Origin of the sequence: Bradyrhizobium sp. LCT2, from assembly GCF_009931255.1 — a bacterium.
GTDB classification, from domain to species: Bacteria; Pseudomonadota; Alphaproteobacteria; order Rhizobiales; family Xanthobacteraceae; genus Bradyrhizobium; species Bradyrhizobium diazoefficiens.
This window is the reverse complement of record NZ_CP034432.1, coordinates 8,694,969-8,720,126: the sequence shown is the minus strand read 5'-3', so window position 1 is coordinate 8,720,126 and position 25,158 is coordinate 8,694,969. Positions and strand designations below refer to the sequence as shown.

The following is a 25,158-nucleotide window of genomic DNA, read 5'->3' as shown; positions in this document are numbered from 1 at the left end:
GTCGCTAACCCTTCTCGGGCTGGCGCGCGAGCCGCTCCAGCAGGCGGCGGATCTCGCGGTTCTGCTCGCCCTGGCCGTCGGCCCATTCGCGGATCATCTGCTGCTCGGTGCGCATGTGCGAGACCAGCGCCTGGATGGCTTCGGCAAGGCTCGCCATCGCCGCCGTGGTGCCGCGGCTGGCGCTGCCTTCCTCCAGCACGGAGCGCAGCCGCTCGACGGCGGCCTGAAGCTCGCCGCTGGCAACACCCCCGCCGGTGGCGGCCACGGTCACTTCGCCGCGGCCATATTCGCGCACGGTGGTGGCGAGCCAGTCCTCGAGGTCGGTGTAGAAGCGGTTCTGGGCCTGGCTCGATTGCAGGTCGAGGAAGCCGAGGATCAGCGAGCCGGCGAGGCCGAACAGGGAGCTCGAGAACGAGATGCCCATGCCGCCGAGCGGGGCGGCGAGGCCCTCCTTCAGCGTGTCGAACAGCGCCCCGGAATCGCCGCCGACCTTGAGCCCGTCGATCACCTTGCCGACCGAGCCGACCGTCTCGATCAGGCCCCAGAAGGTGCCGAGCAGGCCGAGGAAGACGAGCAGGCCGGTCATGTAGCGGGAGATGTCCCGGGCCTCGTCCAGGCGGGTCGCGATCGAATCGAGCAGGTGCCGCATCGTGGTCTGGGTGATCGTCATCCGCCCGGTGCGCTCGCCGCCCAGGATCATCGCCATCGGCGCCAGCAGCTTGGGGTGCCGGGCCGGGGCAAGGCCGGGATCGGCGATGCGGAAATTATTGACCCAGGACACCTCTGGGTAGAGCCGGATGACCTGGCGGAAGGCCAGCACGATGCCGATGAACAGCACCGCCCCGATCAGGGCGTTGAGGCCCGGATTGGCGAAGAAGGCCTGGATGATCTGCTTGTAGAGCACCACGCCCACCAGCGCGCAGAGCACCAGGAAGACCAGCATCCGCACCAGGAAGACGCTGGGTGAGGATAGTTTGGTGTATTCGATGTCCATGGGGGAGCGGGGCGAGGCGCCTGACGGCATGTCCGGTGTCATCCGTTACGAAAGCTTGCTTGCGGCGCGCACTATGGCACAGCGCCAGCCCAAAAAAAGCGCCGGATGCGCGGATTCCGTGGAGAGCTTCCGGAACCCAAAGCCGAAACCGCGCTTTGATAAGGACGTATTTTGCAAAACTTCGGCAATCCGCAGGCTTAGGTCGGATTTTTTGCATGGTGACGGATCTCGGGGGATTGGACGTCATCGCGCCGTTGCTCGCGGTCCTGATGGCGTTCGCCTGCATCCGGCTGGGCGGCAACGCCCGAACCTGCCCGTTGCTTCTTCCGCGTCCCGAACCAGACATGACCAGGGGAGTGGCCGCATGAGCGTCGTTTCCGCGATCATCGGGACTGCCGAACGCGTGCCGCTGCCTGATGTCGTGATCCGCGCCGCGATCCAGCGTCTGTGCTCGCGGACGGCGACCCGCATCTCCGCCCTCGGCGCGGACGACGAGGCCGCCTTCGCCGGGCGGATGATGCTGCGGCCGATCGCCGAGGACGTCGATGCCGCCAATGCCGGGCACGACGAGGCGCCCGCATCCTTCATCGCGCAGGCGCTCGGCCCCAACCGCAAATACTCGTCCTGCTTCTACACGACCGATGCGACCACCCTGCGGGAGGCGGAAGAGGAGGCGCTGCGCCAGACCGTCGCGCATGCCGGTCTCGCCGACGGGCAGACCATCCTCGAGCTCGGCTGCGGGTGGGGCTCGCTGTCGCTCTGGACGGCGCGGCAGTTTCCGCATGCCAAGGTGACGGCGGTGTCGAACTCGCAAGGCCAGCGGGCCTATGTCGAGGAGCAGGCGCGGCTGCGCGGGCTTTCGAACCTGCGCGTGGTCACCGCCGACATGAACGTGTTCGCGCCCGAGGGCCAGTTCGACCGCATCGTCTCGGTCGAGATGTTCGAGCACGTGATGAACTGGCGCAAGCTGATGACGCGCCTGCGGTCATGGCTCGCGCCCGAGGGGCGCCTGTTCATGCACATCGTTACCCATCGTTCCGGCTCCCATCTGTTCGACCGGGCCAATCGCGAGGACTGGATTGCGCAGCACGTCTTCACCGGCGCGCTGATGGCGAGCCATCACCTCGTCAGGCAATTCGACGACATCTTCACGGTCGAGAAGGAATGGTGCTGGAGCGGCACGCATTATCAGCGCACCGCCAACGACTGGCTCGCCAATTTCGATGCCCATCGCGACGCGATCGAGGCTTCCTTGCGCAACGTCCATGGCGAGGAGACCGCCTTGTGGATGCGGCGCTGGCGCTGGTTTTTCCTCGCGACATCAGGGCTGTTCGGCTACGCCGATGGAACGGAATGGGGCGTCAGCCACTACCGGATGAAGGCGGCGGATGAGGGGGTCTCATAGTCCCGCGTGCCCAGCGCATGCATGAGGTCCGCTGTGCCCCCATAGCGGCGCGATGGCAGACCTCATCCGAGGTCCGAATTGGGGCCAATTCCGGACATTCCTAAGGGGCCGCAGTGTCTTCGTGCGACGCCACCTGTTTCCCGGATGCGTCAGGTGACGTAGAATGTCACTGCCCCTCGAAGCGGGACGTGCCGAAATCACCGTCCGGGCAAACGAGAGCACGGGTGCTATCGGCAGGCACACTCCTCTTAGAGACCGTTCTTTTTTCGGTTTCGCACCACCGTTCACCACGAACTTTGCGCGCTGCGTTTGCGGCGGCTCGTTTGAGTAATGTCGGGAGGAAAGCAATGAGCAAGGTCAATCGAAGGTCCGCACTGGGAATCGGGTTGGCTGCAGTTTCGGCTGCTATGGTCAAGCCAGCGGCCGCTCAAGCCACAAGCTACAAGGATACGACGCCTTGGCCAGGTGTCGTGGTGCGTGAATATGAAGGCGAAACACCATCCCTGATCCCAGGTTTTAAGACCGTCTCAATGCGCGATATCATTATGCAGCCGGGGTCGAAGACCATGGGCCCCCCGATGATGAATGCCATGGTCTGCCATGTCACCGAAGGGGAGCTTCGGCTTGAGCAGGAGGGAAAGACCTTTACGGGCAAGAAGAATTTTGTCTGGACCTGCAACAAGGAAACAAAAGAACAGGCGTACAACGACGGGAATGTGGTCGCGATTATGCGGATCACCGACCTGAAGGCTTAAGGCTCGTTTCTTCGCAAGAGATCTATTGTGGGAGCGGATGGCGCATGCGACGACGCGCCATCCGCGTGCAGGACCGCTTCGGGGCACGAGCGGTGATGCTATGATTGATCGCAAAACTTCCGCTTGGCCGTCAGTAGCTGAATGTCGTTTGCGCCCTCGTGGACGCACGTCCCGGCTCGAAACGTTTGATTGCGATGTTCTGTCGCAGCGCGCGGCGATGGAACTCGACTCACAATCCGGTGAGAGCCGGAAAGTGACCTGAACTCAGCACGATAGGTCATGTGACATTGGGCCGCCCGCGCCACGCGTTGCATCGCAGCAGGCGCATTCTATTTTGACGACATCAGCCGCGCGTGATTTGCCCAGAACGGGCCCGCGCGGAGCGTGACCAGTTTCAACAACATCGGGGCACTTAACTTCATGTCAGGACTTCGTGCGCGATCGGCATGCGTTGCAATGATGCTCGCGGCCTTTGCGCCGCTGCTCGCGGGCTGCGAGGAATCCAGCTCGGCCGTGTCCGCCGCCCAGCCTGCCGATCCTGACGTCAGCATCGTCGTCGTCAAGCAGCAAGCCCGCGCCGTGGTGCGCGAATTGCCCGGCCGCATCGCGCCGACGCGCGTCTCCGATGTGCGGCCGCGCGTCTCCGGCATCGTGGTCGAGCGCCTGTTCCGCCAGGGCAGCGAGGTCAAGGCGGGCGATGCGCTCTATCGCATCGATCCGCGTCCGTTCGAGGTCGAGGTGATGGCCAACGAGGCGGCGGTCGCCAAGGCCGAAGCCGGGTTGATGCAGGCCAAGCAGCAGGCGCACCGTATCGCCACGCTCACCAGCCAGCGTGCAGCGCCCGAAGCCGAGAACGAGAAGGCGGTTGCCGCCGAACGCCAGGCCCATGCCGAGGTCGAGGGCCGCAAGGCCGACCTCGCGCGTGCCAAGCTCAATCTCGACTATGCCACCGTGCGCGCGCCGATCGACGGCGTGGTTGGTGCAGCGCTCGTCAGCGAAGGCGCGCTCGCCGTGCAGAACGAGACCAACCTCGCCACCATCCAGCAGCTCGATCCGATCTATGCCGACTTCACCCAGTCGGTGAACGAGCTCAACCAGCTCCGCCGCGCCTTCGAGAGCGGCGATCTCGATCGCATCGAGGCCGATGCCGTCAAGGTGCGCCTCGTGCTCGACGACAACACCCTTTATTCGCTCGACGGCAAGCTGCTGTTCTCTGAAGCCAAGGTCGACGCCCATACCGGCCAGGTGACGCTGCGCGGCGAGTTCCGCAATCCGAAGCGCGAGCTGTTGCCGGGCATGTATGTCCGCGTCCGCCTCGACCAGGGCCTCGATAGCGACGCTATCGCGGTGCCGCAGCAGGCGATCCAGCGCAATGGCGGCGGCGGCAGCGAGGTGTTCGTCGTCAAGGACGACAACCGCATTGCGGTGCAGCCGGTGCGCACCGGCTCGGTGCAGGACGGCATCTGGTTCGTCACCGACGGCCTCAAGGCCGGCGACAAGGTCGTGGTCGAAGGCTTCCAGAAGTTCGCGGCCGGCGACAAGGTCAAGCCGCAATCCTGGTCGGAGGCGGACGCGACCGCGGACAACCGTCACGCCCAGAAGCTGACGCGGTAACGTGCCATGGCGAGTTTCTTCATCGACAGGCCGATCTTCGCCTGGGTCGTGGCGCTGTTCATCTGTCTGATCGGCGCGATCTCGGTGCCGCTGCTGCCGATCGCGCAATACCCGATCATCGCGCCGCCCTCGATCTCGATCTCGACCAGCTATCCCGGCGCCTCGCCGGAGAACCTCTACAACAGCGTCACGCGCCTGATCGAGGAGGAGCTCAACGGCGCCTCCGGCATCCTCAATTTCGAATCGACCAGCGACTCGCTCGGCCAGGTCGAGATCATCGCCAATTTCCAGCCCGGCACGGATACCAGCGCGGCGTCCGTCGAGGTGCAGAACCGCATCAAGCGCGTCGAGGCACGGCTGCCGCGCGCGGTGATCCAGCAGGGCATTCTGATCGAGGAAGCCTCGAGCGCGGTGCTCCAGATCATCACGCTGAACTCGACCGACGGCAGCCTCGACGAGGTCGGCCTCGGCGACTTCATGATCCGCAACGTGCTCGGCGAGATCCGCCGCATCCCCGGCGTCGGCCGCGCCACGCTGTATTCGACCGAGCGCTCGCTTCGCGTCTGGGTCGATCCGGCCAAGCTCGTCGGCTATGGACTGACCGCCGACGACGTCAACAAGGCGATATCGGCGCAGAATGCGCAGGTCGCCTCGGGCAGCATCGGCGCCGAGCCGTCGACGTCGACCCAGCGCACCTCCGCGCTGGTGCTGGTCAAGGGCCAGCTCTCGTCTCCCGATGAATTCGGCGCCATCATCCTGCGCGCCAATGCCGACGGTTCGACCGTGCGCCTGCGCGACGTCGCGCGCATCGAGGTCGGCGGCCTCAGCTACCAGTTCAATACGCGCCTGAACGGCAAGCCGACCGCGGGCCTGTCCGTGCTGATGTCGCCGACCGGCAATGCGCTGGCGACCGCGAGCGCGGTCGAAGAGAAGATGAAGGAGCTGTCGCGCTTCTTCCCGGCCAACATCTCCTACGAGATCCCCTACAACATCACGCCCGTGGTCGAGGCCTCGATCAAGAAGGTGCTGTCGACGCTGGTCGAAGCCGTGGTGCTGGTGTTCGTGGTGATGTTCCTGTTCTTGCAGAACATCCGCTACACCATCATTCCGACCATCGTGGTGCCGGTGGCGCTCCTGGGCGCCTGCACCACGCTGCTGCTTGCCGGCTACTCCATCAACATGCTCTCGATGTTCGGCATGGTGCTCGCCGTGGGCATCCTCGTCGACGATGCCATCGTCGTGGTCGAGAACGTCGAGCGCATCATGAGCGAGGAGGGGCTGCCGCCGAAGGAGGCGACGCGGAAGGCGATGTCGCAGATATCGGGTGCCATCATCGGCATCACGCTGGTGCTGATGGCGGTGTTCGTGCCGATGGCGTTCTTCCCCGGTTCGGTCGGCATCATCTACCGCCAGTTCTCGGTGACCATGGTGGCCGCGATCGGCTTCTCCGCCTTCCTCGCGCTGTCGCTGACGCCGGCGCTGTGCGCCACTTTGTTGAAGCCCGTGGCCAAGGGGCACGGCCATTCCAGCAACGTCGTGTTCAGCCGGTTCAATCACATGCTGGAGGCGGCTCGGTTTCACTACGGGCGCACCGTCGGCTTCTCGCTGAAGCGCACCGGCCGCCTGATGCTGGTCTATGTCGCGCTGCTCGTCGGCCTGTCCTGGGCCTTCGTCAACCTGCCCGGCGGCTTCCTGCCCGTCGACGACCAGGGCTTCGTCACCACCGACGTGCAGACGCCGTCGGATTCGTCCTATTCCCGCACCGAAGCCGTGATCGAGAAGGTGGAGAAATATCTGGCGCAGCGGCCGGGCGTCGACAACGTCACCTTCCTCACCGGCTTCAGCTTCTCCGGTCAGGGCATGAACACCGCGCAGGCCTTCATCACCTTGAAGGACTGGTCGGAGCGTGGGCCGAAGGAGTCGGCCGCCGCGATCGTTGCCGACATCAACCGCGATTTGTCGTCGTCGATCCGCGATGCGAAGATCTCCGCGCTGCAGCCGCCGCCGATCGACAATCTCGGCAACTCCTCGGGCTTCTCGTTCCGTCTCCAGGACCGCGGCCAGAAGGGCTATCCGGCCCTGATGCGCGCCGCCGACCAGCTCATCGCGGAAGCCAATGCGAGCCCGGTGCTGCAGAAAGTCTATGTCGAGGGCCTGCCCGAGGCGGGCGTGGTCAATCTCGTGATCGATCGCGAGAAGGCCGGCGCCTTCGGCGTCACCTTCGAGGACATCAACAACACCATCTCGACCAATCTCGGCTCGAACTACATCAACGACTTCCCGAACCGCGGTCGCATGCAGCGCGTCGTGGTGCAGGCCGACGCCCGCGACCGCATGCGCACCGAGGACATCCTCAACTACAACGTCAAGAACAGCCGCGGCCAGCTCGTGCCGTTCTCGTCGTTCACCACGGTGGAGTGGGCACGCGGCCCGACACAGATCGCCGGCTTCAACTACTATCCGGCGGTGCGCATCTCCGGTGAGGCCAAGCCCGGCTTCACCTCGGGCGACGCCATCGCGGAGATGGAGCGCCTTGCCGGCAAGCTGCCGCGCGGCTTCGGCTATGAATGGACCGGCCAGTCGCTCCAGGAGAAGCTGTCGGGCTCGCAGGCGCCGTTCCTGCTCGCGCTCTCGGTGTTCGTGGTGTTCCTGTGCCTCGCCGCGCTCTACGAGAGCTGGACCATTCCGCTCGCGGTGCTGCTCACCGTGCCGCTCGGCATCGTCGGTGCCGTGATCGCGGCGATGCTGCGCGGCCTGCCCAACGACGTCTATTTCACCGTCGGCCTGATCACCATCATCGGGCTTGCGGCCAAGGACGCGATCCTGATCATCGAGTTCGCCAAGGATCTGCGCAAAGAAGGCAAGCCGCTGGTGGACGCGACCATCGAAGCCTGCCGCCTGCGCTTCCGCCCGATCCTGATGACCGGCCTTGCCTTCATCTGCGGCGTGCTGCCGATGGCCATCGCCCACGGCGCCGGCGGCGCCAGCCAGCAGGCGCTCGGCAGCATCGTCATGGGCGGCATGATCGCGGTGGTGATCCTGGCGCTGCTGATGGTGCCGGTGTTCTTCGTCTCCGTGCAGCGCGTGCTGGCGGGTGATCGGGAGAAGGTGGCGGAGGAAGGCGAGGCCTACGGGCCGCCGGCGCCGGTGAAGCTATAGGGCAAACTGTCATTCCGGGGCGCGCATCGCGCGAACCCGGAATCCATCGCGCCACCATTGACTCGGATCAATGGATTCCGGGCTCGCGCCAAGAGGCGCGCCCCGGAATGACGACGTGGAGGGGGCGGCGCGCTACGCAGGCTTCCGCAAAATCTTCACCAGCTCCCCGTGCACGAACTCGTTCCCGCACACGACGTGCCCGGTCACCAGCGCATCGCCTGTCGTGTCGATGTCGCTCACCGTGCCGCCTGCCTCGCGCACCATGATCATGCCGGCGGCGATGTCCCAGGATTGCAGGTTGCGCTCCCAGTAGCCGTCGAGGCGGCCGGCGGCGACGAAGGCGAGGTCGAGGGAGGCGGCGCCGAAGCGGCGCAGGCCCGCGACGCGGTCCTGGATCGCGGTCATCTCGCGGCGGAATTCCTCGTGGTCGCCGCGGCCGATATGGGGCAGGCCGCAGGCCACCACGCATTCGTTGAGCTGGCGGCGGCCGGCCACGCGCAGGCGCTGGTCGTTGAGGAAGGCGCCCTTGCCGCGCTCGGCGATGTAGAGCTCGTCATTGGCGGGGTTGTAGATCACGCCGGCGATGATCGTACCCTCGCGGGCGAGGCCGATCGAGATCGCAAACTGCGGGATGCCGTGCAGGAAGTTGGTGGTGCCGTCGAGCGGATCGACGATCCAGGTGTGGCTCTTGTCGGTGCCCTCGCGGTTGCCGCCTTCCTCGCCGATGAAGCCGTAGCCGGGCCGCGCCTTGGCGAGGTCCTGGTAGAGGATCTCCTCGGCGCGCTTGTCGGCGAGCGAGACGAAATTCGCCGGCCCCTTGAGCGAGACCTGGAGATGTTCGATCTCGCCGAGATCGCGCTTGAGGCTGCGGCCGGCGCGGCGCGCGGCCTTGACCATGACGTTGATAGTGGCGGAATACAGCATGAGCTTCCGGTTTTGATCGGGGGAAATGGCGCGAAAACGCGCCTGTTTGGGGGATTGGGTGCCCTGTGGGGGGGCTAACGTCAAGTCATTGCGTCAAGTCATTTGGCGCCGAGCCATTTCCTGGCGGCGGCCTCGGCCTTGGCCCGGTCCTCGGCCGGCAGATCGGACAATTGCTTGTCGAGCTCCGGATCGCCCTTGCCGCCGGTCTTGGCCACCAGGTGCCATTTGAACCCCTCGACCTTGTCCACGGGCGTGCCCATGCCGTTGATCAGCACCCAGGCCAGGCGGTTCTGCGCGATCGCGCTGCCCTGGCGGGATGCCTTGCGGAGCAGGGCTACGGCCGCCGGCTGGTTCTTCGGCGTGCCGGTGCCGTTGAACAGCGCGATGGCATATTCGACCTCGGCATCGACATTGTCGGTCAGCGAGGCCGCCTGGAGCAGCCGCACCGCCCTTTCCGGGTCCTTCGGCACGCCGGTGCCTTCCTTGTAGAAGGTCGCCAGCGCGTATTGCGCCTCGGGCAGGCCGGCGTCCGCCGCCTGCCGCAGCAGCTCGGCGGAACGCTTGACGTCCTGCGGCAGGGTCTGGCCGTCGAGATAGAGCAAAGCGAGGTTATAGGCAGCCTTGGGCTCGCCGAGCTTGGCGGCGGAAGCCATCAGCTTCACCGCCTCGCCCTTGTCGACCGGGCCGCCGCGGCCGGCGATGCGCATCATGGCGAGCGCGAACATCGCCTCGCGGTCACCGGCGTCGGACGCACGCTTGTACCATTCGAGCGCCTTGGCGTAGTCGCGCTTGATGCCCATGGCGTTGGAATAGAGCTCGCCCAGCATGGTCATCGCCTTGGGATCGCCCGCCTGGGCGCGGGCGGTGGCGAGCTCGAACGCGGTCTTGTACTGGCCGCGCTGATAGGCGCCGAACACCAGGTCGACATTGGAATTGTCGGTCGGAGGCGCCGGGATCACGGTCGCGGGCAGCGCCGGCTTGGGGGAGGCGGACGGCTTCGGCGCCGGCGCGGCCTCCTTCTTCTTGGGGGGCGCGGGCGGCTTGGCTTTCTGCTTCTCGGCCGGCGGGCTCGGCGTTGTGGCCGGCGGCGCGATCTGGAGTTGCGCGGCCGCGGGCACCGTGAGCAGCAGCGTGGCCAGGATGGTGATGCGCGGGAGCTTCATGTCGGGCGCTAGCCGTGCTCGCCCGCGGGATTTTGGCTTGCGAGCGCAGCCGCATGGGCCTTCTTGATCGTGGCGTCGGCCTCGATCAGTGCGGCCTTGGCCCCGCGCGGATCGGCCCAGACGAACTCGCCGACCAGCACGAAATCGGCGCCGCTGGCGGCGAAGTGGTAGGCCTCTTCCAGCGAGGTCGCAAAGCCGACGCAGGGCGGCTCGAACAGCTCGGCCCACCAGTCCAGCCGCTCGGCGATCGCCTCGGACGACGGACGCTGGCCCTTTGCATCGGGCTCGCCGAACAGCAAATAGTCCGCGCCAATTTCGCCCGCATCCATGGAATGGTGCCGCGTCGTCAGCCCGCCGACGCCGGCGATGCGATCGGGCTTGAGAGATGGCAGCGCCTCTTTCAGCGCGGCGATGCCGGGCAGGTGCGCGCCGTCGGCGCCGCCGCGCGCGACCAGTTCGGCATGGCCGTCGATCAGCAGCGCGGCGCCGGCCTTCTGGACCGGCGGCGCGAGTGCCTTGATCCACGAGATCATGGTGCGCTGGTCGGTCTCCTTCAGCCGCACCAGCACGGCCGCGACGTCGGCGGCCGCGAGCAGGCCCGGCAACTCGGCGACGAGCGAAGCCGGGTCATCGACAACAGGCGTCGCGAGATAAAGGCGCGGCGCCGGGCGCGGCGGAGGCGATTTGTTCGACAAGGTCTAGGCCGCTTTCTTTTCCAGGCTGCTTTGCCATTCGCCTTTGGAGGCGAGGCCGTTCATTCGTGCACGATGGCTGAAGGCGCGCTGGCCGGCCGCGACGTTCTCGGCCTTGCCGGACCAGGCCTTCTGCGGCGCGGCCTGAAGCGCGCGGCCGTAGGAGAAGGTCAGGCCCCAGGGCAGCGGGCCGAGCTTGTGCATGGCGTTGAGATGCGCGGTTGCCTCTTCGTCCGACTGGCCGCCGGAGAGGAAGGCGATGCCGGGCACCGCCGCCGGCACACAGGCCTTGAGCAGCCGTATCGTCTTCTCCGCGACCTCCTCGACGGGGGCCTGCTTCGCGCACTTCTTGCCTGAGATCGCCATGTTCGGTTTCAGCACCATGCCCTCGAGCGCGACGCGCTGCACGCGCAATTCCTGGAACGTCTTGTTGAGCACGCGCTGCGTGACCTCGTAGCAGCGGTCGATGTCGTGATCGCCGTCCATCAGCACTTCCGGCTCGACGATCGGCACGATCTGCGCGGCCTGGCACAGCGCGGCATAGCGCGCCAGTGCGTGGGCGTTGACGCTGATCGCCGTCATCGAAGGAATGCCGCTGCCGATGTCGATCACCGCGCGCCATTTGGCGAAGCGGGCGCCGCGCTCGTAATACTTCTTCAGCCGCTCGGCGAGCTTGTCGAGCCCGACGGTGACGAGCTCGCCGGGGCACATCGGCAGGGCCTGCGTGCCTTCGTCGACCTTGATGCCCGGGATGGCGCCGCTACTCTCGATCAGCTTCACCAGCGGCGTACCGTCCTTCGCATCCTGCCAGATCGTCTCGTCATAGAGGATCACGCCGGAGATGTACTGGCTCATGGCTTCCCTGGATCGGAACAGCATCTCGCGGTAGTCGCGCCGGTTCGATTCCGTCGATTCCACGCCGATCGCGTCGAAGCGCTTCTTGATGGTGCCGGAGGATTCGTCGGCGGCAAGGATGCCCTTGCCGGGCGCGACCATGGCGGTCGCGATCCTGTTGAGCTCAGTCAGATCCATCGAGAGGTCCTCCCAAAACGATTCTGCCCTTGCCCGTGAAAATAGACCGTTCTCGGGCAAATGCCGAGTTAACGTTCGTCGCAGGGGTAAGGGGGTTCTCTGTCATTCCGGGATGCGCCGAAAGGCGCAGGCCCGGAATCCATAACCCCAGGCTGTGGTTATGGATTCCGGGCCCACGCTTCGCGTGTCCCGGAATGACGGGAGGGTGTGTCCGGAGGCCTTACGCCACCGCGCGATCGCTACGCGACGCGGGGGTCGAGCTCGCCCTTGGCGTAGCGCTTGGCCATCTCGGCGGTGGTCAGGACCTTCTTGATCTTGGAGGCCTGGCCGGCGGTGTTGAACTCCTGGAGCCGCTGCTTGCACAGCTTGGTCATCGCTTCCATCGCCGGCTTCAGGTACTTGCGCGGGTCGAACTCTTCCGGATTGTCCTTCAGCACCTTCCGGATCTGGCCGGTCATCGCCATCCGGTTGTCGGTGTCGATGTTGATCTTGCGCACGCCGTTCTTGATGCCGCGCTGGATCTCGGTAACAGGCACGCCCCAGGTCGGCTTCATCTTGCCGCCATAGGTGTTGATGATGTCCTGGAGGTCCTGCGGCACCGACGACGAGCCGTGCATGACGAGGTGCGTGTTCGGCAGCTTGCGGTGGATCTCCTCGATCACCTTCATGGCGAGGATGTCGCCGTCCGGCTTGCGGGTGAACTTGTAGGCGCCGTGGGAAGTCCCCATCGCGATCGCGAGCGCGTCGACCCTGGTCTCCTGCACGAACTTCACGGCCTCGTCCGGATTGGTCAGGAGCTGGTCGTGGCTCAGCTTGCCTTCGGCGCCGTGGCCGTCTTCCTTGTCGCCCATGCCGGTCTCGAGCGAGCCGAGCACGCCGAGCTCGCCCTCGACCGAGATGCCGCCGAGATGGGCCATGTCGGTCACGGTCTTGGTGACGCCGACATTGTAGCCCCAGTCGCCGGGGGTCTTGCCGTCGGCCTTGAGCGAGCCGTCCATCATCACCGAGGTGAAGCCGGCCTGGATCGCGGTCATGCAGGTCGCCGGCTCGTTGCCGTGGTCGAGATGCACGCAGACCGGGATGTGCGGATAGATCTCGGTCACCGCGTCCATCATGTGCTTGAGCATGACGTCGTTGGCGTAGGAGCGCGCACCGCGCGAGGCCTGGATGATGACGGGCGCATCGACCTGGTTGGCGGCGTCCATGATCGCCAGCGCCTGCTCCATGTTGTTGATGTTGAAGGCCGGTACGCCGTAATCGTTCTCAGCCGCATGGTCGAGCAATTGACGTAACGTGATCCGAGCCATGTGTCTTTTTCTCCGGTTTGGGCCTTCAGGGCCCGCTAGCTACTTGTCGACTGACTACTTGATGCGCAGGACCTCGACGCCGGGCAGTGGCTTGCCTTCCATCCATTCAAGAAATGCGCCACCGGCGGTCGAGACATAGGTGAAGTCACCGGCCACGTGGGCCTGGTTGAGGGCCGCGACGGTGTCGCCGCCGCCCGCGATCGAGATCAACTTTTTCGCCTTGGTGCGCTCGGCGGCGTGCTTGGCGGCCGCGACCGTGCCGCGGTCGAACGGCTGCATCTCGAAGGCGCCGAGCGGCCCGTTCCAGACCAGCGTCGCCGCGTCGTCGATCGCCGCGTGCACGCGCGCGACCGATTGCGGGCCGACGTCGAGGATCATGCCGTCGGCCGGGATCGCATCGAGGCCGTAGGCGTGGGACGGCGCGTTGGCCGCGAAATGATAGGCGACGGTGGCGTCGACCGGCAGGATGATGGCGCAGTTGGCGGCTTCCGCCTTCTCAATGATGCGCAGCGCGGTCGGCGCGAGATCCTTCTCGGCCAGCGACTTGCCGATGCCGACGCCCTGGGCGTGCAGGAAGGTATTGGCCATGCCGCCGCCGATCACCAGCGCGTCGACCTTGCTGACGAGATTTTCGAGCAGGTCGATCTTGGTCGAGACCTTGGCGCCGCCGATGATCGCGATGACCGGCTTGGTCGGCGAGCCCAGCGCCTTCTCCAGCGCATCGAGCTCGGCCTGCATGGTGCGGCCGGCATAGGCCGGCAGCTTGTGGCCGAGGCCTTCGGTCGAGGCGTGGGCGCGGTGCGCGGCCGAGAACGCGTCATTGACCCAGATGTCGCCGAGCTTGGCCAATTCCGCGACGAAGGCGGGATCGTTCTTTTCCTCTTCCTTGTGGAAGCGGGTGTTTTCCAGGCACAGGATGTCGCCGTCCTTGAGTGCCGCCACGGCCGTGGCCGCGGGCTCGCCGATGCAGTCGTCGGCAAACGCGACGGGCTTGTTCAGGACCTTCGACAGCGCCTCGGTGACGGGCTTGAGCGACTCCTTGGCATCGCGTCCCTTCGGCCGGCCGAAATGCGCGAGCAGGATCACCTTGCCGCCCTTGTCGGCGAGCTCGGTGATGGTCGGCGCGACGCGCTCGAGCCGGGTTGCGTCGGTGACGCGCCCATTCTCCATGGGCACGTTGAGGTCGACGCGCAGCAGCACGCGTTTGCCCTTCACGTCGACGTCGTCGAGGGTACGGAATTTGTTCGCCATGGGATGGCCTCAACCATTTGGACTGTCATTCCGGGGCGCGCTTAGCGCGAACCCTGGTGCGCAGTTGCGCACCCGAGAATCTCGAGATTCCGGGGCTGGTCCTTCGGACCATCCCGGAATGACGAAACCGCTGCGGAGTTAGATCACCTTCGCGATCGCGACCGCGGTGTCGGCCATGCGGTTCGAGAAGCCCCACTCGTTGTCGTACCAGGACATCACGCGCACCAGCGTGCCGTTCTGCACCTTGGTCTGGTCCTCGTGGAAGGTCGAGGAGTGCGGATCGTGGTTGAAGTCGATCGAGACGTTCGGCGCATTGGTGTAGCCGAGGATGCCCTTGAGCTGCTGCTCGGAGGCGCGCTTCATCGCCGCGTTGATTTCCTTCACGTCGGTGGCGCGCTTGGCAATGATCTTGAGGTCGACGACCGAGACGTTCGGGGTCGGCACGCGGATCGCGACGCCGTCGAGCTTGCCCTTCAGTTCCGGCAGCACGAGGCCGATCGCCTTGGCGGCGCCGGTCGAGGTCGGGATCATCGACATCGCCGCCGCGCGGCCGCGATAGAGATCCTTGTGCATGGTGTCGAGCGTCGGCTGGTCGCCGGTATAGGCGTGGATCGTGGTCATGAAGCCGGTCTCGATGCCGACGAGATCGTTCAGGACCTTGGCGACCGGCGCGAGGCAGTTCGTCGTGCAGGAACCGTTGGAGACGACCAGGTGATCCCTGGTCAGCGTGTCGTGGTTGACGCCGTAGACGATGGTGGCGTCGGCGCCGTCGGCGGGCGCGGAGACCAGCACGCGCTTGGCGCCGGCGGTCAGATGTGCGGAGGCCTTGTCCTTCGAGGTGAAGATGCCGGTGCATTCGAGCGCGATGTCGACGCCGAGATCCTTCCAGGGCAGCTTCGAGGGATCGCGCTCGGCGGTCACCTTGATCTTGCCGCCTCCGAGGCTGATCGAATCGCCGTCGACGGTGACGGTGCCGGGGAAGCGGCCGTGAACGCTGTCGAAACGGAGCAGATGGGCATTGGTCTCGACCGGGCCGAGGTCGTTGATGCCGACCACCTCGATATCCTTGCGGCCGGACTCTGCAATCGCCCGCAGGACGTTGCGGCCGATACGACCAAAACCGTTGATTCCAACGCGGACTGCCATCTTTCGTCTCCTTCAATGACCGTTGTCATCCCGCCGGACGCGCGGCTAACGCGTCAGCGAGGGTTTTTTAGGGCGGACGCCCGGTTCGGCCGGGCGGTGCTTGATCATATGGGACGTTACGTAGTCCTTTTTTTTGGCAAGCTCAACTCTCAGGATACGCGCTTCAGCACGGCGTTAACCGCAGCCTCGGCGGTAATGCCGAAATGCTTGTACAGGTCCTTCGCCGGCGCGCTCGCGCCGAACGAATGCATGCCGACAAATTCGCCATCCTGGCCGATCACAGCATCCCAGCCCCAGCGCACCGCGGCCTCGATCGCGACCTTCACCGGCGCGTTGCCGATGATCTCGGCGCGCTTGGCTTCTGGTTGCGCTAACAAAAGCTCGAGCGAGGGCACCGACACCACCCGTGACGGGATGCCGCGCTCGGCGAGCTGCTTCTGGGCGGCGACCGCGATTTCGACCTCGGAGCCGGAGGCGAACAGCGTCGCCTTGGCTTCGCCCTGCGCCGGAACCAGCTCGTAGGCACCGGCCGCGCAAGGATTGTCGTTCGGCGCGGTGGTGCGGAGCTGCGGCAGGTTCTGCCGCGTCAGCGCCAGCACCGTCGGGCCGTCGATGCGGTTGAGCGCGAGCTCCCAACACTCGGCGACCTCGATCGAGTCGCAGGGACGGAACACGCGCATGTTTGGAATGGCGCGAAGCGCGGCCAGATGCTCGACCGGCTGATGGGTCGGGCCGTCTTCGCCGAGGCCGATGGAATCGTGCGTCATCACGTAGACCACACCGGTGCCCATCAGCGCGGCAAGGCGCATCGCCGGACGCGCATAATCGGTGAACACCAGGAAGGTCGCGCCGTTCGGCGCGAAGCCGCCGTGCAGGAAGATGCCGTTCATCGCGGCGGCCATGCCGTGCTCGCGGATGCCGTAATGGATGAAGCGGCCCTTCGGCGTCTTGGCCGAGAAGGCGGTCGCCGACTTCGCCTTGTTGTTGTTGGAACCGGTGAGGTCGGCGGAGCCTGCGAGGAATTCCATCGGCATCGCGCCGGCAATGACTTCGATCACCGCTTCCGAGGATTTGCGGGTGGCCGCAACCAGCGGCTTTTCCAGCAGCTCCTTCTTGTACGCGCGCACCGCCTTTGCGAGCGAGGCCGGACGCTCATGGCGCAGGCGGCGCTCGAACTCGGCGCGCTTGCGGCTGCCGAGCTCGCCGAGCCGTCCTTCCCATTCCTGCCGAGCCGCAGCGCCGCGGCTGCCGGCCGCGCGCCAGGCTTTCAGCACGTCGTCGGGCACCGAGAACGGCTCGAGCGAGATGCCGAGATTTTCCTTGGCGGCCTTGAGCTCCTCGGCGCCGAGCGCCTCGCCGTGCACCTTCGACGTGCCGGCCTTGTGCGGCGCGCCGAAGCCGATGGTGGTGCGGCAGGCGATCAGCGTCGGCTTGTTGGATTTCTTCGCGCGCGTGATGGCCGCTGTGATGGCGGCCTGGTCGTGGCCGTCGATCTTCTCGGCGGCCCAGCCGGCGGACTTGAAGCGCTTCACCTGGTCGACGGAATCGGCGATCGAGGTCGGGCCGTCGATCGAGATGCCGTTGTCGTCGTAGAGCACGATCAGCTTGTTGAGCTTCCAGTGCCCGGCCATCGCGATCGCTTCCTGCGACACGCCTTCCATCAGGTCGCCGTCGGAGGCGAGCACGAAGGTGTGGTGATCGACGATCTTCTTGCCGAACTCGGCGGCGAGCATCTTCTCGGCGAGCGCCATGCCGACCGCGGTCGAGATGCCCTGGCCGAGCGGACCGGTGGTGGTCTCGATGCCCTTGGTGTGGAAGTTCTCCGGGTGGCCAGGCGTCAGCCCGCCGAGCTGGCGGAATTGCTTGAGCTGGTCCAGCGTCATGTCGGCATTGCCGGTCAGGTACAGCAGCGAATAGAGCAGCATCGAGCCGTGGCCGGCCGACAGCACGAAGCGGTCGCGGTCCGGCCAGGCGGGCGCGGCGGCGTCGAATTTCAGGAACTGCGTGAACAGCACCGTGGCGATGTCGGCGGCGCCCATCGGCAGGCCGGGATGGCCCGATTTCGCCTTCTCGACAGCGTCCATCGAAAGGCCGCGGATCGCGTTGGCCATACGGGAGTGGTCGACCTGCGTATGGGCCATACGGGAGGCATCGAGCTGCATCATGATGAAAATCCGTCTGGAATGAGGTGCTTGATGGCCGTGTGCGCCGCGCTGGATCGAGCCTGGCGGTCACGGGAGGTTGGGGGCTGGATAGCATCTCGGTTCCGGGAGTCCAAGGCAATCAAACGCCGGTTTGGCCGCAAAAGTTGCCTGCGGCATGATCCGGAAAAGCCGCAGCCGCGGATCATGCAGATCTGGAACCAGCCGGCCGCCATGCCGAGGGCCGATCTAGCGGTGCATAGTTTCGCGGCGACATTGCGCTGGGCTAGCTTGCCACGTAAATTTCTGCTTCTAACCGCTTGCCGAACCGAGTCTTTTGCCGGGCGGCAAGCCCCGATGCAAAGGCCACCAAGGTCCGCCGCTGACCGCATGAACGATCGCGTATCCAACAGTTCCGCCATGACGGAGTCCTCCGCCGTCGAGATCGAGATCGCGACCCGCAGGCTCATGGCGGCGCTCGACGCGCTCGAGAGCGCGGTGGAGCGCCGGCGCGACGCCGATCGCGACGAGAACGAGCTCGCCGCGCGAATCCAGGCGCTCGGCGCGGACCGCTCGCGGCTTGCCGATGAGCTCGATGGTGCGCTGGTGAAGGCGCGCAAGCTCGAGCGCACCAATCGCGAGATCTCCGATCGGCTGGATTCCGCGATCGTCACGATACGCTCGGTGCTCGATACCGGAGAGGATGGATGAGCCACATCAACGTCACCATCAACGGCCGGCAATACCGCATGGCCTGCGAGGAGGGCCAGGAGGTGCGGCTGCTCAAGCTCGCCGAAAGCCTGGAGACGCGGATTCAGTCGCTGCGCGGAAAATTCGGCGAGATCGGTGATGCGCGCCTGACTGTGATGGCGGCGCTGACCGTCTGCGACGAGCTGGTCGACGCCGGCAACCGCGTCCGCACCATGGAGCAGGAATTGACCGAGCTGCGGGATTTCCGCAATGCCGCCGTCGAGCGCGCCAGGATGACGCAGACCGCGGTGGTGAACGCGCTGAACGCCGCAGCCGAACGCATCGAGAAGTCGACCCAGGTCCTGAACCGGACCGTCGGAGGCGGCATCGCGATCGGGTAGGGACCGCGGAAGACTCGATCAGTTGGTCCGCTCGATGTAACCGCGGGCTCAACCTCTCCCGCTTGCGGGAGAGGTCGGCGCGAAGTGCCGGGTGAGGGCTCTCACCTCTTGGGGAATCTCAGTGCGGAGACACCCTCTCCCCAACCCTCCCCCGCAAGCGGGGGAGGGAGCGCACTTCCGCCGTGGCGGCAGGAAGGACTGATTTCATTGCACCGAAGCTCGGCAGCCCGTCGGCGGGCTGGTGGTTTGTCAGTATCGTTGTTACATTGCGTGGGCGAGGCTGCGACGCGCGTCCGGAGCCATATATCCCCGGGGCCTTATCGATCCTTTAGGGAACTGTCCCTGGCCGGGCCCGTGGGCCCGGACATATGGTGCCCACCTACTTTCGTAGGGAACTCCGGGATCGAGTGCTTCAACGGCGTCCGCGGCTTCGCACTTTTGTTTGCTTGGTTTGTGCTTGTCGAAATTGCGTCCCCGACACGCTTGCGGTTCAATTGAGTCTCGGTGTCATGCCCGCGAAGGCGGGCATCCAGTACGCCGCGGCGTCTCGGTTCTTGCAACTCGCGTCTCTGGAATACTGGATCACCCGCTTTCGCGGGTGATGACAGCGGAGCGAGGCTCTGCCTTCGGGGGAAAGCGCGCATGTCCAATTCGAAAGCCGAGCTCCGTGCCAAAGCCCTCGCCAAACGCGACGCGCTGAGCGAGAAGAAGCGCGCCGCCGCTGCCACCAAGCTCGCCAAGCGCGGGCTGCCGTTCAAGCTGCTGCCCGGCAGCATCGTCTCCGGCTATTCGCCGATCCGCAGCGAGATCGACCCGATGCCGCTCTTGAGGAAGCTCGCCGAGGAGGGCGCAAGGCTGGCGCTGCCCTGTGTCACCGCGCGCGGCCAGTCGCTGGTCTTCCGTATCTTTCATCCGAACGACCGGCTGATGCTCGGCCCGCTCGGCATTCCCGAGCCGTCGCCGGCAGCAAGCGAAGTCATCCCCGACATCATGCTGACGCCGCTCGCGGCCTTCGACCGGCTCGGCCACCGCATCGGTTATGGTGCCGGGCATTACGACTTCACCTTCGCTCACTTGCGCAAGACCAAGCAAATCGTCGGCATCGGGCTTGCGTTTGCCGCGCAGGAGATCGAGGCGGTTCCGGCACTATCCCACGACGTCGCGCTGGATTATGTGCTAACGGAATCGGACGTGTTCGATTTCCGGAGTTCTGAAGTTGCGCATTCTCTTCGTGGGTGATGTCGTCGGCCGTGCGGGGCGCACGGCCATCGCCGAATATCTGCCCGGCATGGTCAAGGACTGGTCGCTCGATTTCGTCGTCGTCAACGGCGAAAATTCCGCCGGCGGCTTCGGCATCACCGAAGCGATCTATCAGGAGTTTCTCGATGCCGGCGCCGACGCGGTGACGCTCGGCAATCACTCCTGGGACCAGCGCGAGGCCCTGGTGTTCATCGAGCGCGCCGACCGCCTGGTGCGGCCCGCGAACTATCCGCGCGGCACGCCCGGCCGCGGCGCGGCGCTGGTCGAGACCAAGAACGGCAAGCATGCGCTCGTCGTCAATGCTTTGGGCCGCGTCTTCATGACTCCGTTCGACGATCCCTTTGCGGCGCTGGAGCGCGAGCTCGGCGCCTGTCCGCTCGGCGTTGCAGCGGATGCGATCGTCGTCGATTTCCATTGCGAGGCGAGCAGCGAGAAGCAGGGCATCGGCTTCTTCTGCGACGGCCGCGCCAGCCTCGTCGTCGGCACCCACACCCATGTGCCGACCGCCGATCACCAGATCCTCAACGGCGGCACCGCCTACATGACGGATGCCGGCATGACCGGCGACTACGATTCCATCATCGGCATGCAGAAGGAAGAACCGCTGCGCCGGTTCACGTCGGGGATTCCCTCCGGCCGGTTCGAGCCGGCGGCCGGAGTGGCGACGCTCAGCGGCGTTGCGATCGAGACCGACGATGCAACGGGCCTCGCGCTGCGGATCGCGCCGGTGCGCGTGGGCGGCCGGCTGGAGCCGGCGACACCGAGGTTCTGGTTGAGCTGACGGTCGCGCTACACACTCGCTGTCGTCCCGGCGAAAGGCCGGGACCCATAACCCCAGGGAGAAGTGTGGGGCACAGCTCCCACTCCAAGTCTTCGCCAAACTACTCCCTGTGGGTATGGGTCCCGGATCTGCGCTTCGCTTGTCCGGGACGACGGCGGAGATTGATGCGCGCGATTGCGCATCAATCTCGCCGCGGATGGCTGCGCGCTACTCCGCCGTCTGCCCCCTCAACTCCGCCACATCCTTCGCCGTCAGCTTCGAGCCCTTCGTCCCGAACCGCGCCGTCACGTAGTTCGCCACCGCCGCGATCTCGTCGTCCGTATAGGCATTGCCGAACGCCGGCATCGACAGCGCACCGTCAGGCGTATGGCGCCTGGTGCCCGAGATCACGATCTGCGCGACGTTGGTGGCGGTGGGGTCGTTGACGGCCCAGGTGCCGGTGAGTGTCGCCATCGGCGACACCGGGCTCTCGCCGCTCCAGCCGTGGCAGCTGGCGCAGGCGCTGGCGAACACCTTCTTGCCGCGGGCGTCGGCCGTCACGCCGTCCTTGTGCGAGGCGGGCGCGACCGGCGCCGTGGTGGCGGGGAGGTCGGGCGAGGGCTGCGGCGGCACGCTGCGCAGGTAAGCAACGATGCTGCTTATGTCTTCGGGGGCGAACTGGCTGAAGCTGTGGTCGACGGCTTCACCCATCGGACCCGAGGCCGAGCCGTGGCCCGGCGCATGGCCGAGCGACAGATACGAGATCAGATCCGCGTCGCTCCAGTTGCCGAGACCTGTCGCCTTGTCCGACGAGATGTTGAAGGCGCGCCAGCCCGCCGTGATCGCGCCGGCGAACTTCTTGCGGTTATCCAGCGCGAAGCCGAGATTGCGCGGCGTGTGGCACTCGCCGCAATGCGCCAGCGCTTCGGCGAGATATGCCCCGCGATTCCATTCCGGGCTCTTCGACGTATCCGGCGCAAAGCGCGTGTCCGGATTGAACACGGCCGACCAGAAGGTCATCGCCCAGCGCTGGTTGAACGGGAACGACAGCGTGTTGTCGGGCGCCTTGGCGCGCACCGCCGGCAGGCTGAACAGATACGCCTTCACCGCGAGCACGTCCTCGTCGGTCATGAAGGTGTAGGACGTGTACGGCATCGCCGGATAGAGCCGCGCGCCGTCATTGCGTTTGCCGTGCTGGACCGCGTTCAGAAAATCCTGGTCGCTGTAATTGCCGATGCCGGTGTCCTTGTCCGGCGTGATGTTGGTCGAATAGAGCGTGCCGAACGGTAGCTTGAAGGCGAGCCCGCCGGAATAGTCCTCCTCGCCCGGCTTGGTGTGGCAGACCATGCAGTCGGCGGCCTTCGCCAGATATTCGCCGCGTTCGACCAGGCTCGCTTTCTCCAGCTTTGCCGGCACGCCGGTCGGCTTTCCGGCGCGGTAATCCGCCAGCGCCACTTTCGTGCCGCCGGCAAAGTCGAGCGGGCCGGGCCCGCGGATGAGGAAGACGCCAAGCGCCACCGCGACGATGGCGATCACAACGATACTTGTGAGGATACGCATCTTGCCGCTCATGCCTTCTTCCCCGCAGCCAGCAGTTTCCGGTCGATCGGCAGGCGCCGCAGCGCCACGCCGGTTGCGGCGTAAATCGCGTTGCGCAGCGCCGGTGGCCCCGCCGTCGTGCCGGTCTCGCCAATTCCGCCGGGTGCCTCGCCGCTCTTGACGACGTGAACCTCGATCTTGGGCGTCTGATGGATCCGCAGCATCCGATAGTCGTTGAAGTTGGATTGCTGGACGCGCCCCTTTTCGATGGTGATCTCGCCGTAGAGCGCGGCGGTAAGGCCGAAGATCAGCCCGCCCTCGACCTGAGCCACGATCGTATCGGGATTGACGGCGATGCCGGTATCCACCACCGAGGTCGCACGGCGTAGATTGATCTCGCCTTGCTCGTCGACCTCAGCTTCCACAACGGTTGCGATGAAACTCCCGAAAGACGGCTGCAGGCACACGCCGCGCCCGACGCGCGCCGGCAAGGGTTGACCCCAATTGGCTTTCTCTGCCGCAAGATTGAGGACGGACAGGAAGCGCGGTTGATTGGCCAGCATTCCACGGCGAAACTCGACCGGGTCCTTGCCCGCCTTGCGCGCCAGTTCGTCGATGAAGCATTCGACCGCAAACACGTTGTTGTTGGGCCCGACCCCGCGCCAGAACCCCGTTGGTATCGCCGGCGGTTCGGCCCGCACATATTCGACGTGGACATTCGGGATGTCGTAGGGCACGTCGGTGGCGCTGTCGATCGCGTCGATATCGATGCCCTTCTGGAAGGCCGGCGGCAGCCAGCGCGCGATGATCGCAGCGCCGGCAATCTTGTATTTCCAGCCGACGATCTTGCCGGCCGACAAGGTCGCTGCGATCGTATCGCGATAGACCGGTCGATAGACGTCGTGCTGAATGTCCTCCTCGCGGGTCCACACGACCTTGACCGGCCCGTCGACCTCCTTGGCGATGCGAACGGCCGCGACCACCATGTCAGGCTCGAGCTTGCGGCCGAAGCCGCCGCCCAGCAGGTGCTGGTTGACGGTCACCTTCTCGACCGGGAGCCCGGCCGCCTTTGCCGCCTCCGACTGCACGCGCGCCATGATCTGCGTTCCGGTCCAGATTTCGCAGGAATCGGGCGTGCAATGCACCGTGGCGTTCAACGGCTCCATCGTTGCGTGGGCGAGAAACGGCAGCTCGAACGAAGCTTCGAGTTTTTCGCCGCTCGCGAGACCCTTGGCGATGTCGCCGGTGGATCTGGCGACCACGCCGTCCTTTGCGCTGGCGGCGCGCAAATCGTCCCAAATCGCCTTCGAATTGAGCTTTGCGTTCGGTCCCTCGTTCCACGTGATGTCGAGCGCATCCAGGCCTTTTTTCGCCGCCCACATGTGATCGCCGACGACGGCGACGAGATCGTCGAGCACGACGATTTTTCGCACGCCCGGAATCTTCTTCGCGGCACGATCATCGACCTTGCCGACCTTGCCGCCGAAAACCGGGCACTGCGCCAGCGTTGCGAACTTCATGTTCGGCACGATGGCGTCGATGCCGTAGACGGCCTTGCCGTTGACCTTCTCGGGCGTATCGAGCCGCTTGAACGGCTGGCCGATATAGACGAAATCCTTGGGGTCCTTGAGCGGGACGTCCTTGGGCGGCGTCTGGGCGCTCGCGGCGGCCGCAAGCGCGCCATAGGAGAGCGTCCGGCCGCTGGCCTTGTGGGTCACCTCACCCTTCGACGTCGTGCAACTGGCGGGATCGACGTTCCATTGCGCAGCCGCAGCCTGCACCAGCATGGCACGCGCGCTGGCGCCGGCTTCACGCAGCGGCTTCCAGAATGCCCGGACCGATGTGGAGCCACCGGTCGCCTGAATGATGAAAATCGGATTGCCGTAAAGCTTTTCGTTGGCCGGTGCGTGCAGCAGTTGGACTTTCGACCAATCCGCGTCGAGCTCTTCCGCCAGGATCATCGAGATCGCGGTGTAGATTCCCTGTCCCATCTCGACCTGCGGCATCACCAGCGTGGTCGCACCTTCAGGGTCGATCCGGATGAAGGCGTTGGGCGCGAACTTGCCATCGGTCACGTCCTTCGGCTGCACCGGCTCGTTGACGGCGGCGCGCAGCGGCAGGTGGAAGGCGAGCAGGAAGCCGGTGGCGAGGCCGCCGGTCAGGAGCGTGCGGCGGGAGACGCTGTTGTGTGCGTTCATGGCGGACCTCACGACTGACGGCCGGAGGCCGCCTGCTTGATGGCCTCGCGGATGCGCACATAGGTGCCGCAGCGGCAGATGTTGCCGGCCATGGCGGCGTCGATGTCGGAATCATCAGGGTTGGGCGTTGCCGCCAGCAGTGCCGCGGCCGACATGATCTGGCCGGACTGGCAGTAACCGCACTGGATCACTTCGGCATCGAGCCAGGCCTTCTGCACCTTCGCGCCCGCAGGCGTGCTGCCGATATGCTCGATGGTGGTGATGGTGCGGTTCTGGACCGCGCTCACCGGCAGCACGCAGGAGCGCACCGCCTTGCCGTCGACATGCACCGTGCAGGCGCCGCATTGCGCGATGCCACAACCGAACTTGGTGCCGGTCATCCCGAGGATGTCGCGCAGCACCCACAGCAGCGGCATTTCCGGCGGCGCGTCGAAGGATTTCGTTTCGCCATTGATGGTGAGAACAGTTGCCATATGCATCCCCTTGCTCAACGATCGCTTGCGGCGATCAATTCGGCGAATTTCCGCGCGACCATAATCATAACGACGCGAAACCATGAAGCGTCGAAATTCCCGGCAATGCATATTTGCGCGACTGACGCGTCAGGCCATGACGTTCACGAATTTGTGCGGCGGCTCATTGGTATGATAATCGTCATGTTTTGACGCATTTTCGTCGCGCGCGCCGTGAATCGCCGCAGATGACCGTGCGAATGCGCAAAATCATG

The 25,158-nt window shown here is 65.6% G+C and carries 21 protein-coding genes and 1 other RNA gene; 10 read left to right on the top strand and 12 right to left on the bottom strand.

What is annotated here, in order from left to right; translation table 11 throughout:
- Positions 1-4: 4 nt before the first annotated feature.
- Positions 5-1,024, bottom strand: coding sequence for a hypothetical protein (locus EI171_RS41185; protein WP_038965387.1), 1,020 nt, complete (start codon positions 1,022-1,024; stop codon positions 5-7).
- 185 nt (positions 1,025-1,209) lie between these two features.
- On the opposite strand from EI171_RS41185, the gene EI171_RS41180 reads away from it, so the two are divergent.
- The 5 genes from EI171_RS41180 (at position 1,210) to EI171_RS41160 (ending at position 7,927) form a co-directional block, all read left to right on the top strand.
- Positions 1,210-1,362 carry a hypothetical protein gene (locus tag EI171_RS41180; protein ID WP_161536595.1) on the top strand — a complete coding sequence of 51 codons (153 nt, stop codon included), beginning with the start codon at positions 1,210-1,212 and terminating at the stop codon, positions 1,360-1,362.
- Positions 1,359-2,399, top strand: coding sequence for a cyclopropane-fatty-acyl-phospholipid synthase family protein (locus EI171_RS41175; protein WP_161536594.1), 1,041 nt, complete (start codon positions 1,359-1,361; stop codon positions 2,397-2,399). The genes EI171_RS41180 and EI171_RS41175 overlap by 4 nt, the downstream gene beginning before the upstream one ends.
- Before the next feature lie 347 nt (positions 2,400-2,746).
- Positions 2,747-3,154, top strand: a complete 408-nt coding sequence (locus tag EI171_RS41170; protein ID WP_038965389.1) for a hypothetical protein — start codon at positions 2,747-2,749, stop codon at positions 3,152-3,154.
- A 420-nt stretch (positions 3,155-3,574) separates the two neighbouring features.
- The gene (locus EI171_RS41165; protein WP_011084331.1) at positions 3,575-4,768 is read left to right on the top strand and encodes an efflux RND transporter periplasmic adaptor subunit; all 1,194 of its coding nucleotides are present in this window, start codon (positions 3,575-3,577) and stop codon (positions 4,766-4,768) included.
- Positions 4,769-4,774: 6 nt separating this feature from the next.
- Entirely contained in the window at positions 4,775-7,927 is a 3,153-nt protein-coding gene (locus EI171_RS41160) for a multidrug efflux RND transporter permease subunit (protein ID WP_161536593.1), read from the top strand.
- A 132-nt stretch (positions 7,928-8,059) separates the two neighbouring features.
- Here the strand turns inward: EI171_RS41160 and EI171_RS41155 are convergent, their stop codons facing one another.
- The 8 genes from EI171_RS41155 to tkt form a co-directional block, all read right to left on the bottom strand.
- A complete protein-coding gene (locus EI171_RS41155) occupies positions 8,060-8,851 on the bottom strand; it encodes an inositol monophosphatase family protein (RefSeq protein WP_161536592.1) in 792 nt (263 codons plus the stop codon).
- Positions 8,852-8,949: 98 nt separating this feature from the next.
- Positions 8,950-10,014, bottom strand: a complete 1,065-nt coding sequence (locus EI171_RS41150) for a tetratricopeptide repeat protein (RefSeq protein WP_028173447.1) — start codon at positions 10,012-10,014, stop codon at positions 8,950-8,952.
- A gap of 8 nt (positions 10,015-10,022) precedes the next feature.
- Entirely contained in the window at positions 10,023-10,709 is a 687-nt protein-coding gene (locus tag EI171_RS41145) for a thiamine phosphate synthase (RefSeq protein WP_161536591.1), read from the bottom strand.
- A gap of 3 nt (positions 10,710-10,712) precedes the next feature.
- Positions 10,713-11,738 carry a class I fructose-bisphosphate aldolase gene (locus tag EI171_RS41140; protein ID WP_060909144.1) on the bottom strand — a complete coding sequence of 342 codons (1,026 nt, stop codon included), beginning with the start codon at positions 11,736-11,738 and terminating at the stop codon, positions 10,713-10,715.
- Positions 11,739-11,977: 239 nt separating this feature from the next.
- Complete coding sequence (fba, locus tag EI171_RS41135) at positions 11,978-13,045, bottom strand: class II fructose-bisphosphate aldolase (protein ID WP_011084337.1); 1,068 nt, start codon at positions 13,043-13,045, stop codon at positions 11,978-11,980.
- A gap of 54 nt (positions 13,046-13,099) precedes the next feature.
- Entirely contained in the window at positions 13,100-14,296 is a 1,197-nt protein-coding gene (gene pgk, locus EI171_RS41130; RefSeq protein ID WP_011084338.1) for a phosphoglycerate kinase, read from the bottom strand.
- A gap of 138 nt (positions 14,297-14,434) precedes the next feature.
- Entirely contained in the window at positions 14,435-15,442 is a 1,008-nt protein-coding gene (gene gap / locus EI171_RS41125; RefSeq protein WP_028173444.1) for a type I glyceraldehyde-3-phosphate dehydrogenase, read from the bottom strand.
- Between the two features lie 149 nt (positions 15,443-15,591).
- Entirely contained in the window at positions 15,592-17,607 is a 2,016-nt protein-coding gene (gene tkt, locus EI171_RS41120) for a transketolase (protein ID WP_011084340.1), read from the bottom strand.
- Between the two features lie 366 nt (positions 17,608-17,973).
- Here tkt and EI171_RS41115 point away from each other — a divergent pair, with 366 nt between their 5' ends.
- The 5 genes from EI171_RS41115 to EI171_RS41095 all read left to right on the top strand — a co-directional run bounded on the left by EI171_RS41115 (position 17,974) and on the right by EI171_RS41095 (position 20,715).
- The gene (locus EI171_RS41115; RefSeq protein ID WP_020608063.1) at positions 17,974-18,294 is read left to right on the top strand and encodes a DUF4164 domain-containing protein; all 321 of its coding nucleotides are present in this window, start codon (positions 17,974-17,976) and stop codon (positions 18,292-18,294) included.
- A complete protein-coding gene (locus EI171_RS41110) occupies positions 18,291-18,674 on the top strand; it encodes a cell division protein ZapA (protein ID WP_028173442.1) in 384 nt (127 codons plus the stop codon). The genes EI171_RS41115 and EI171_RS41110 overlap by 4 nt, the downstream gene beginning before the upstream one ends.
- Positions 18,675-18,948: 274 nt before the next feature.
- Positions 18,949-19,109: non-coding RNA, 6S RNA (ssrS, locus tag EI171_RS41105), on the top strand.
- Positions 19,110-19,316: 207 nt separating this feature from the next.
- Positions 19,317-19,913, top strand: a complete 597-nt coding sequence (locus tag EI171_RS41100; protein ID WP_028173441.1) for a 5-formyltetrahydrofolate cyclo-ligase — start codon at positions 19,317-19,319, stop codon at positions 19,911-19,913.
- Positions 19,891-20,715, top strand: a complete 825-nt coding sequence (locus tag EI171_RS41095; protein WP_028173440.1) for a TIGR00282 family metallophosphoesterase — start codon at positions 19,891-19,893, stop codon at positions 20,713-20,715. The genes EI171_RS41100 and EI171_RS41095 overlap by 23 nt, the downstream gene beginning before the upstream one ends.
- A 207-nt stretch (positions 20,716-20,922) precedes the next feature.
- On the opposite strand, the gene EI171_RS41090 is transcribed toward EI171_RS41095, so the two are convergent.
- From EI171_RS41090 to EI171_RS41080, 3 genes are read right to left on the bottom strand one after another with little or no spacing between them, the layout of a single operon-like run.
- Positions 20,923-22,266, bottom strand: a complete 1,344-nt coding sequence (locus tag EI171_RS41090; RefSeq protein WP_161536590.1) for a cytochrome c — start codon at positions 22,264-22,266, stop codon at positions 20,923-20,925.
- A complete protein-coding gene (locus tag EI171_RS41085; protein WP_161536589.1) occupies positions 22,263-24,431 on the bottom strand; it encodes a xanthine dehydrogenase family protein molybdopterin-binding subunit in 2,169 nt (722 codons plus the stop codon). The genes EI171_RS41090 and EI171_RS41085 overlap by 4 nt, the downstream gene beginning before the upstream one ends.
- Positions 24,432-24,439: 8 nt before the next feature.
- Positions 24,440-24,904, bottom strand: coding sequence for a (2Fe-2S)-binding protein (locus EI171_RS41080; RefSeq protein ID WP_202633073.1), 465 nt, complete (start codon positions 24,902-24,904; stop codon positions 24,440-24,442).
- Positions 24,905-25,158 lie beyond the last annotated feature (254 nt).

Coding starts and splice junctions, on each gene's coding strand:
- EI171_RS41185 (WP_038965387.1), bottom strand. CDS start 1,024: ATGCCGTCAGGCGCCTCGCCCCGCTCCCCCATGGACATCGAATACACC.
- EI171_RS41180 (WP_161536595.1), top strand. CDS start 1,210: ATGGTGACGGATCTCGGGGGATTGGACGTCATCGCGCCGTTGCTCGCG.
- EI171_RS41175 (WP_161536594.1), top strand. CDS start 1,359: ATGAGCGTCGTTTCCGCGATCATCGGGACTGCCGAACGCGTGCCGCTG.
- EI171_RS41170 (WP_038965389.1), top strand. CDS start 2,747: ATGAGCAAGGTCAATCGAAGGTCCGCACTGGGAATCGGGTTGGCTGCA.
- EI171_RS41165 (WP_011084331.1), top strand. CDS start 3,575: ATGTCAGGACTTCGTGCGCGATCGGCATGCGTTGCAATGATGCTCGCG.
- EI171_RS41160 (WP_161536593.1), top strand. CDS start 4,775: ATGGCGAGTTTCTTCATCGACAGGCCGATCTTCGCCTGGGTCGTGGCG.
- EI171_RS41155 (WP_161536592.1), bottom strand. CDS start 8,851: ATGCTGTATTCCGCCACTATCAACGTCATGGTCAAGGCCGCGCGCCGC.
- EI171_RS41150 (WP_028173447.1), bottom strand. CDS start 10,014: ATGAAGCTCCCGCGCATCACCATCCTGGCCACGCTGCTGCTCACGGTG.
- EI171_RS41140 (WP_060909144.1), bottom strand. CDS start 11,738: ATGGATCTGACTGAGCTCAACAGGATCGCGACCGCCATGGTCGCGCCC.
- fba (WP_011084337.1), bottom strand. CDS start 13,045: ATGGCTCGGATCACGTTACGTCAATTGCTCGACCATGCGGCTGAGAAC.
- pgk (WP_011084338.1), bottom strand. CDS start 14,296: ATGGCGAACAAATTCCGTACCCTCGACGACGTCGACGTGAAGGGCAAA.
- gap (WP_028173444.1), bottom strand. CDS start 15,442: ATGGCAGTCCGCGTTGGAATCAACGGTTTTGGTCGTATCGGCCGCAAC.
- tkt (WP_011084340.1), bottom strand. CDS start 17,607: ATGATGCAGCTCGATGCCTCCCGTATGGCCCATACGCAGGTCGACCAC.
- EI171_RS41115 (WP_020608063.1), top strand. CDS start 17,974: ATGAACGATCGCGTATCCAACAGTTCCGCCATGACGGAGTCCTCCGCC.
- EI171_RS41110 (WP_028173442.1), top strand. CDS start 18,291: ATGAGCCACATCAACGTCACCATCAACGGCCGGCAATACCGCATGGCC.
- EI171_RS41100 (WP_028173441.1), top strand. CDS start 19,317: ATGTCCAATTCGAAAGCCGAGCTCCGTGCCAAAGCCCTCGCCAAACGC.
- EI171_RS41090 (WP_161536590.1), bottom strand. CDS start 22,266: ATGAGCGGCAAGATGCGTATCCTCACAAGTATCGTTGTGATCGCCATC.
- EI171_RS41085 (WP_161536589.1), bottom strand. CDS start 24,431: ATGAACGCACACAACAGCGTCTCCCGCCGCACGCTCCTGACCGGCGGC.
- EI171_RS41080 (WP_202633073.1), bottom strand. CDS start 24,904: ATGGCAACTGTTCTCACCATCAATGGCGAAACGAAATCCTTCGACGCG.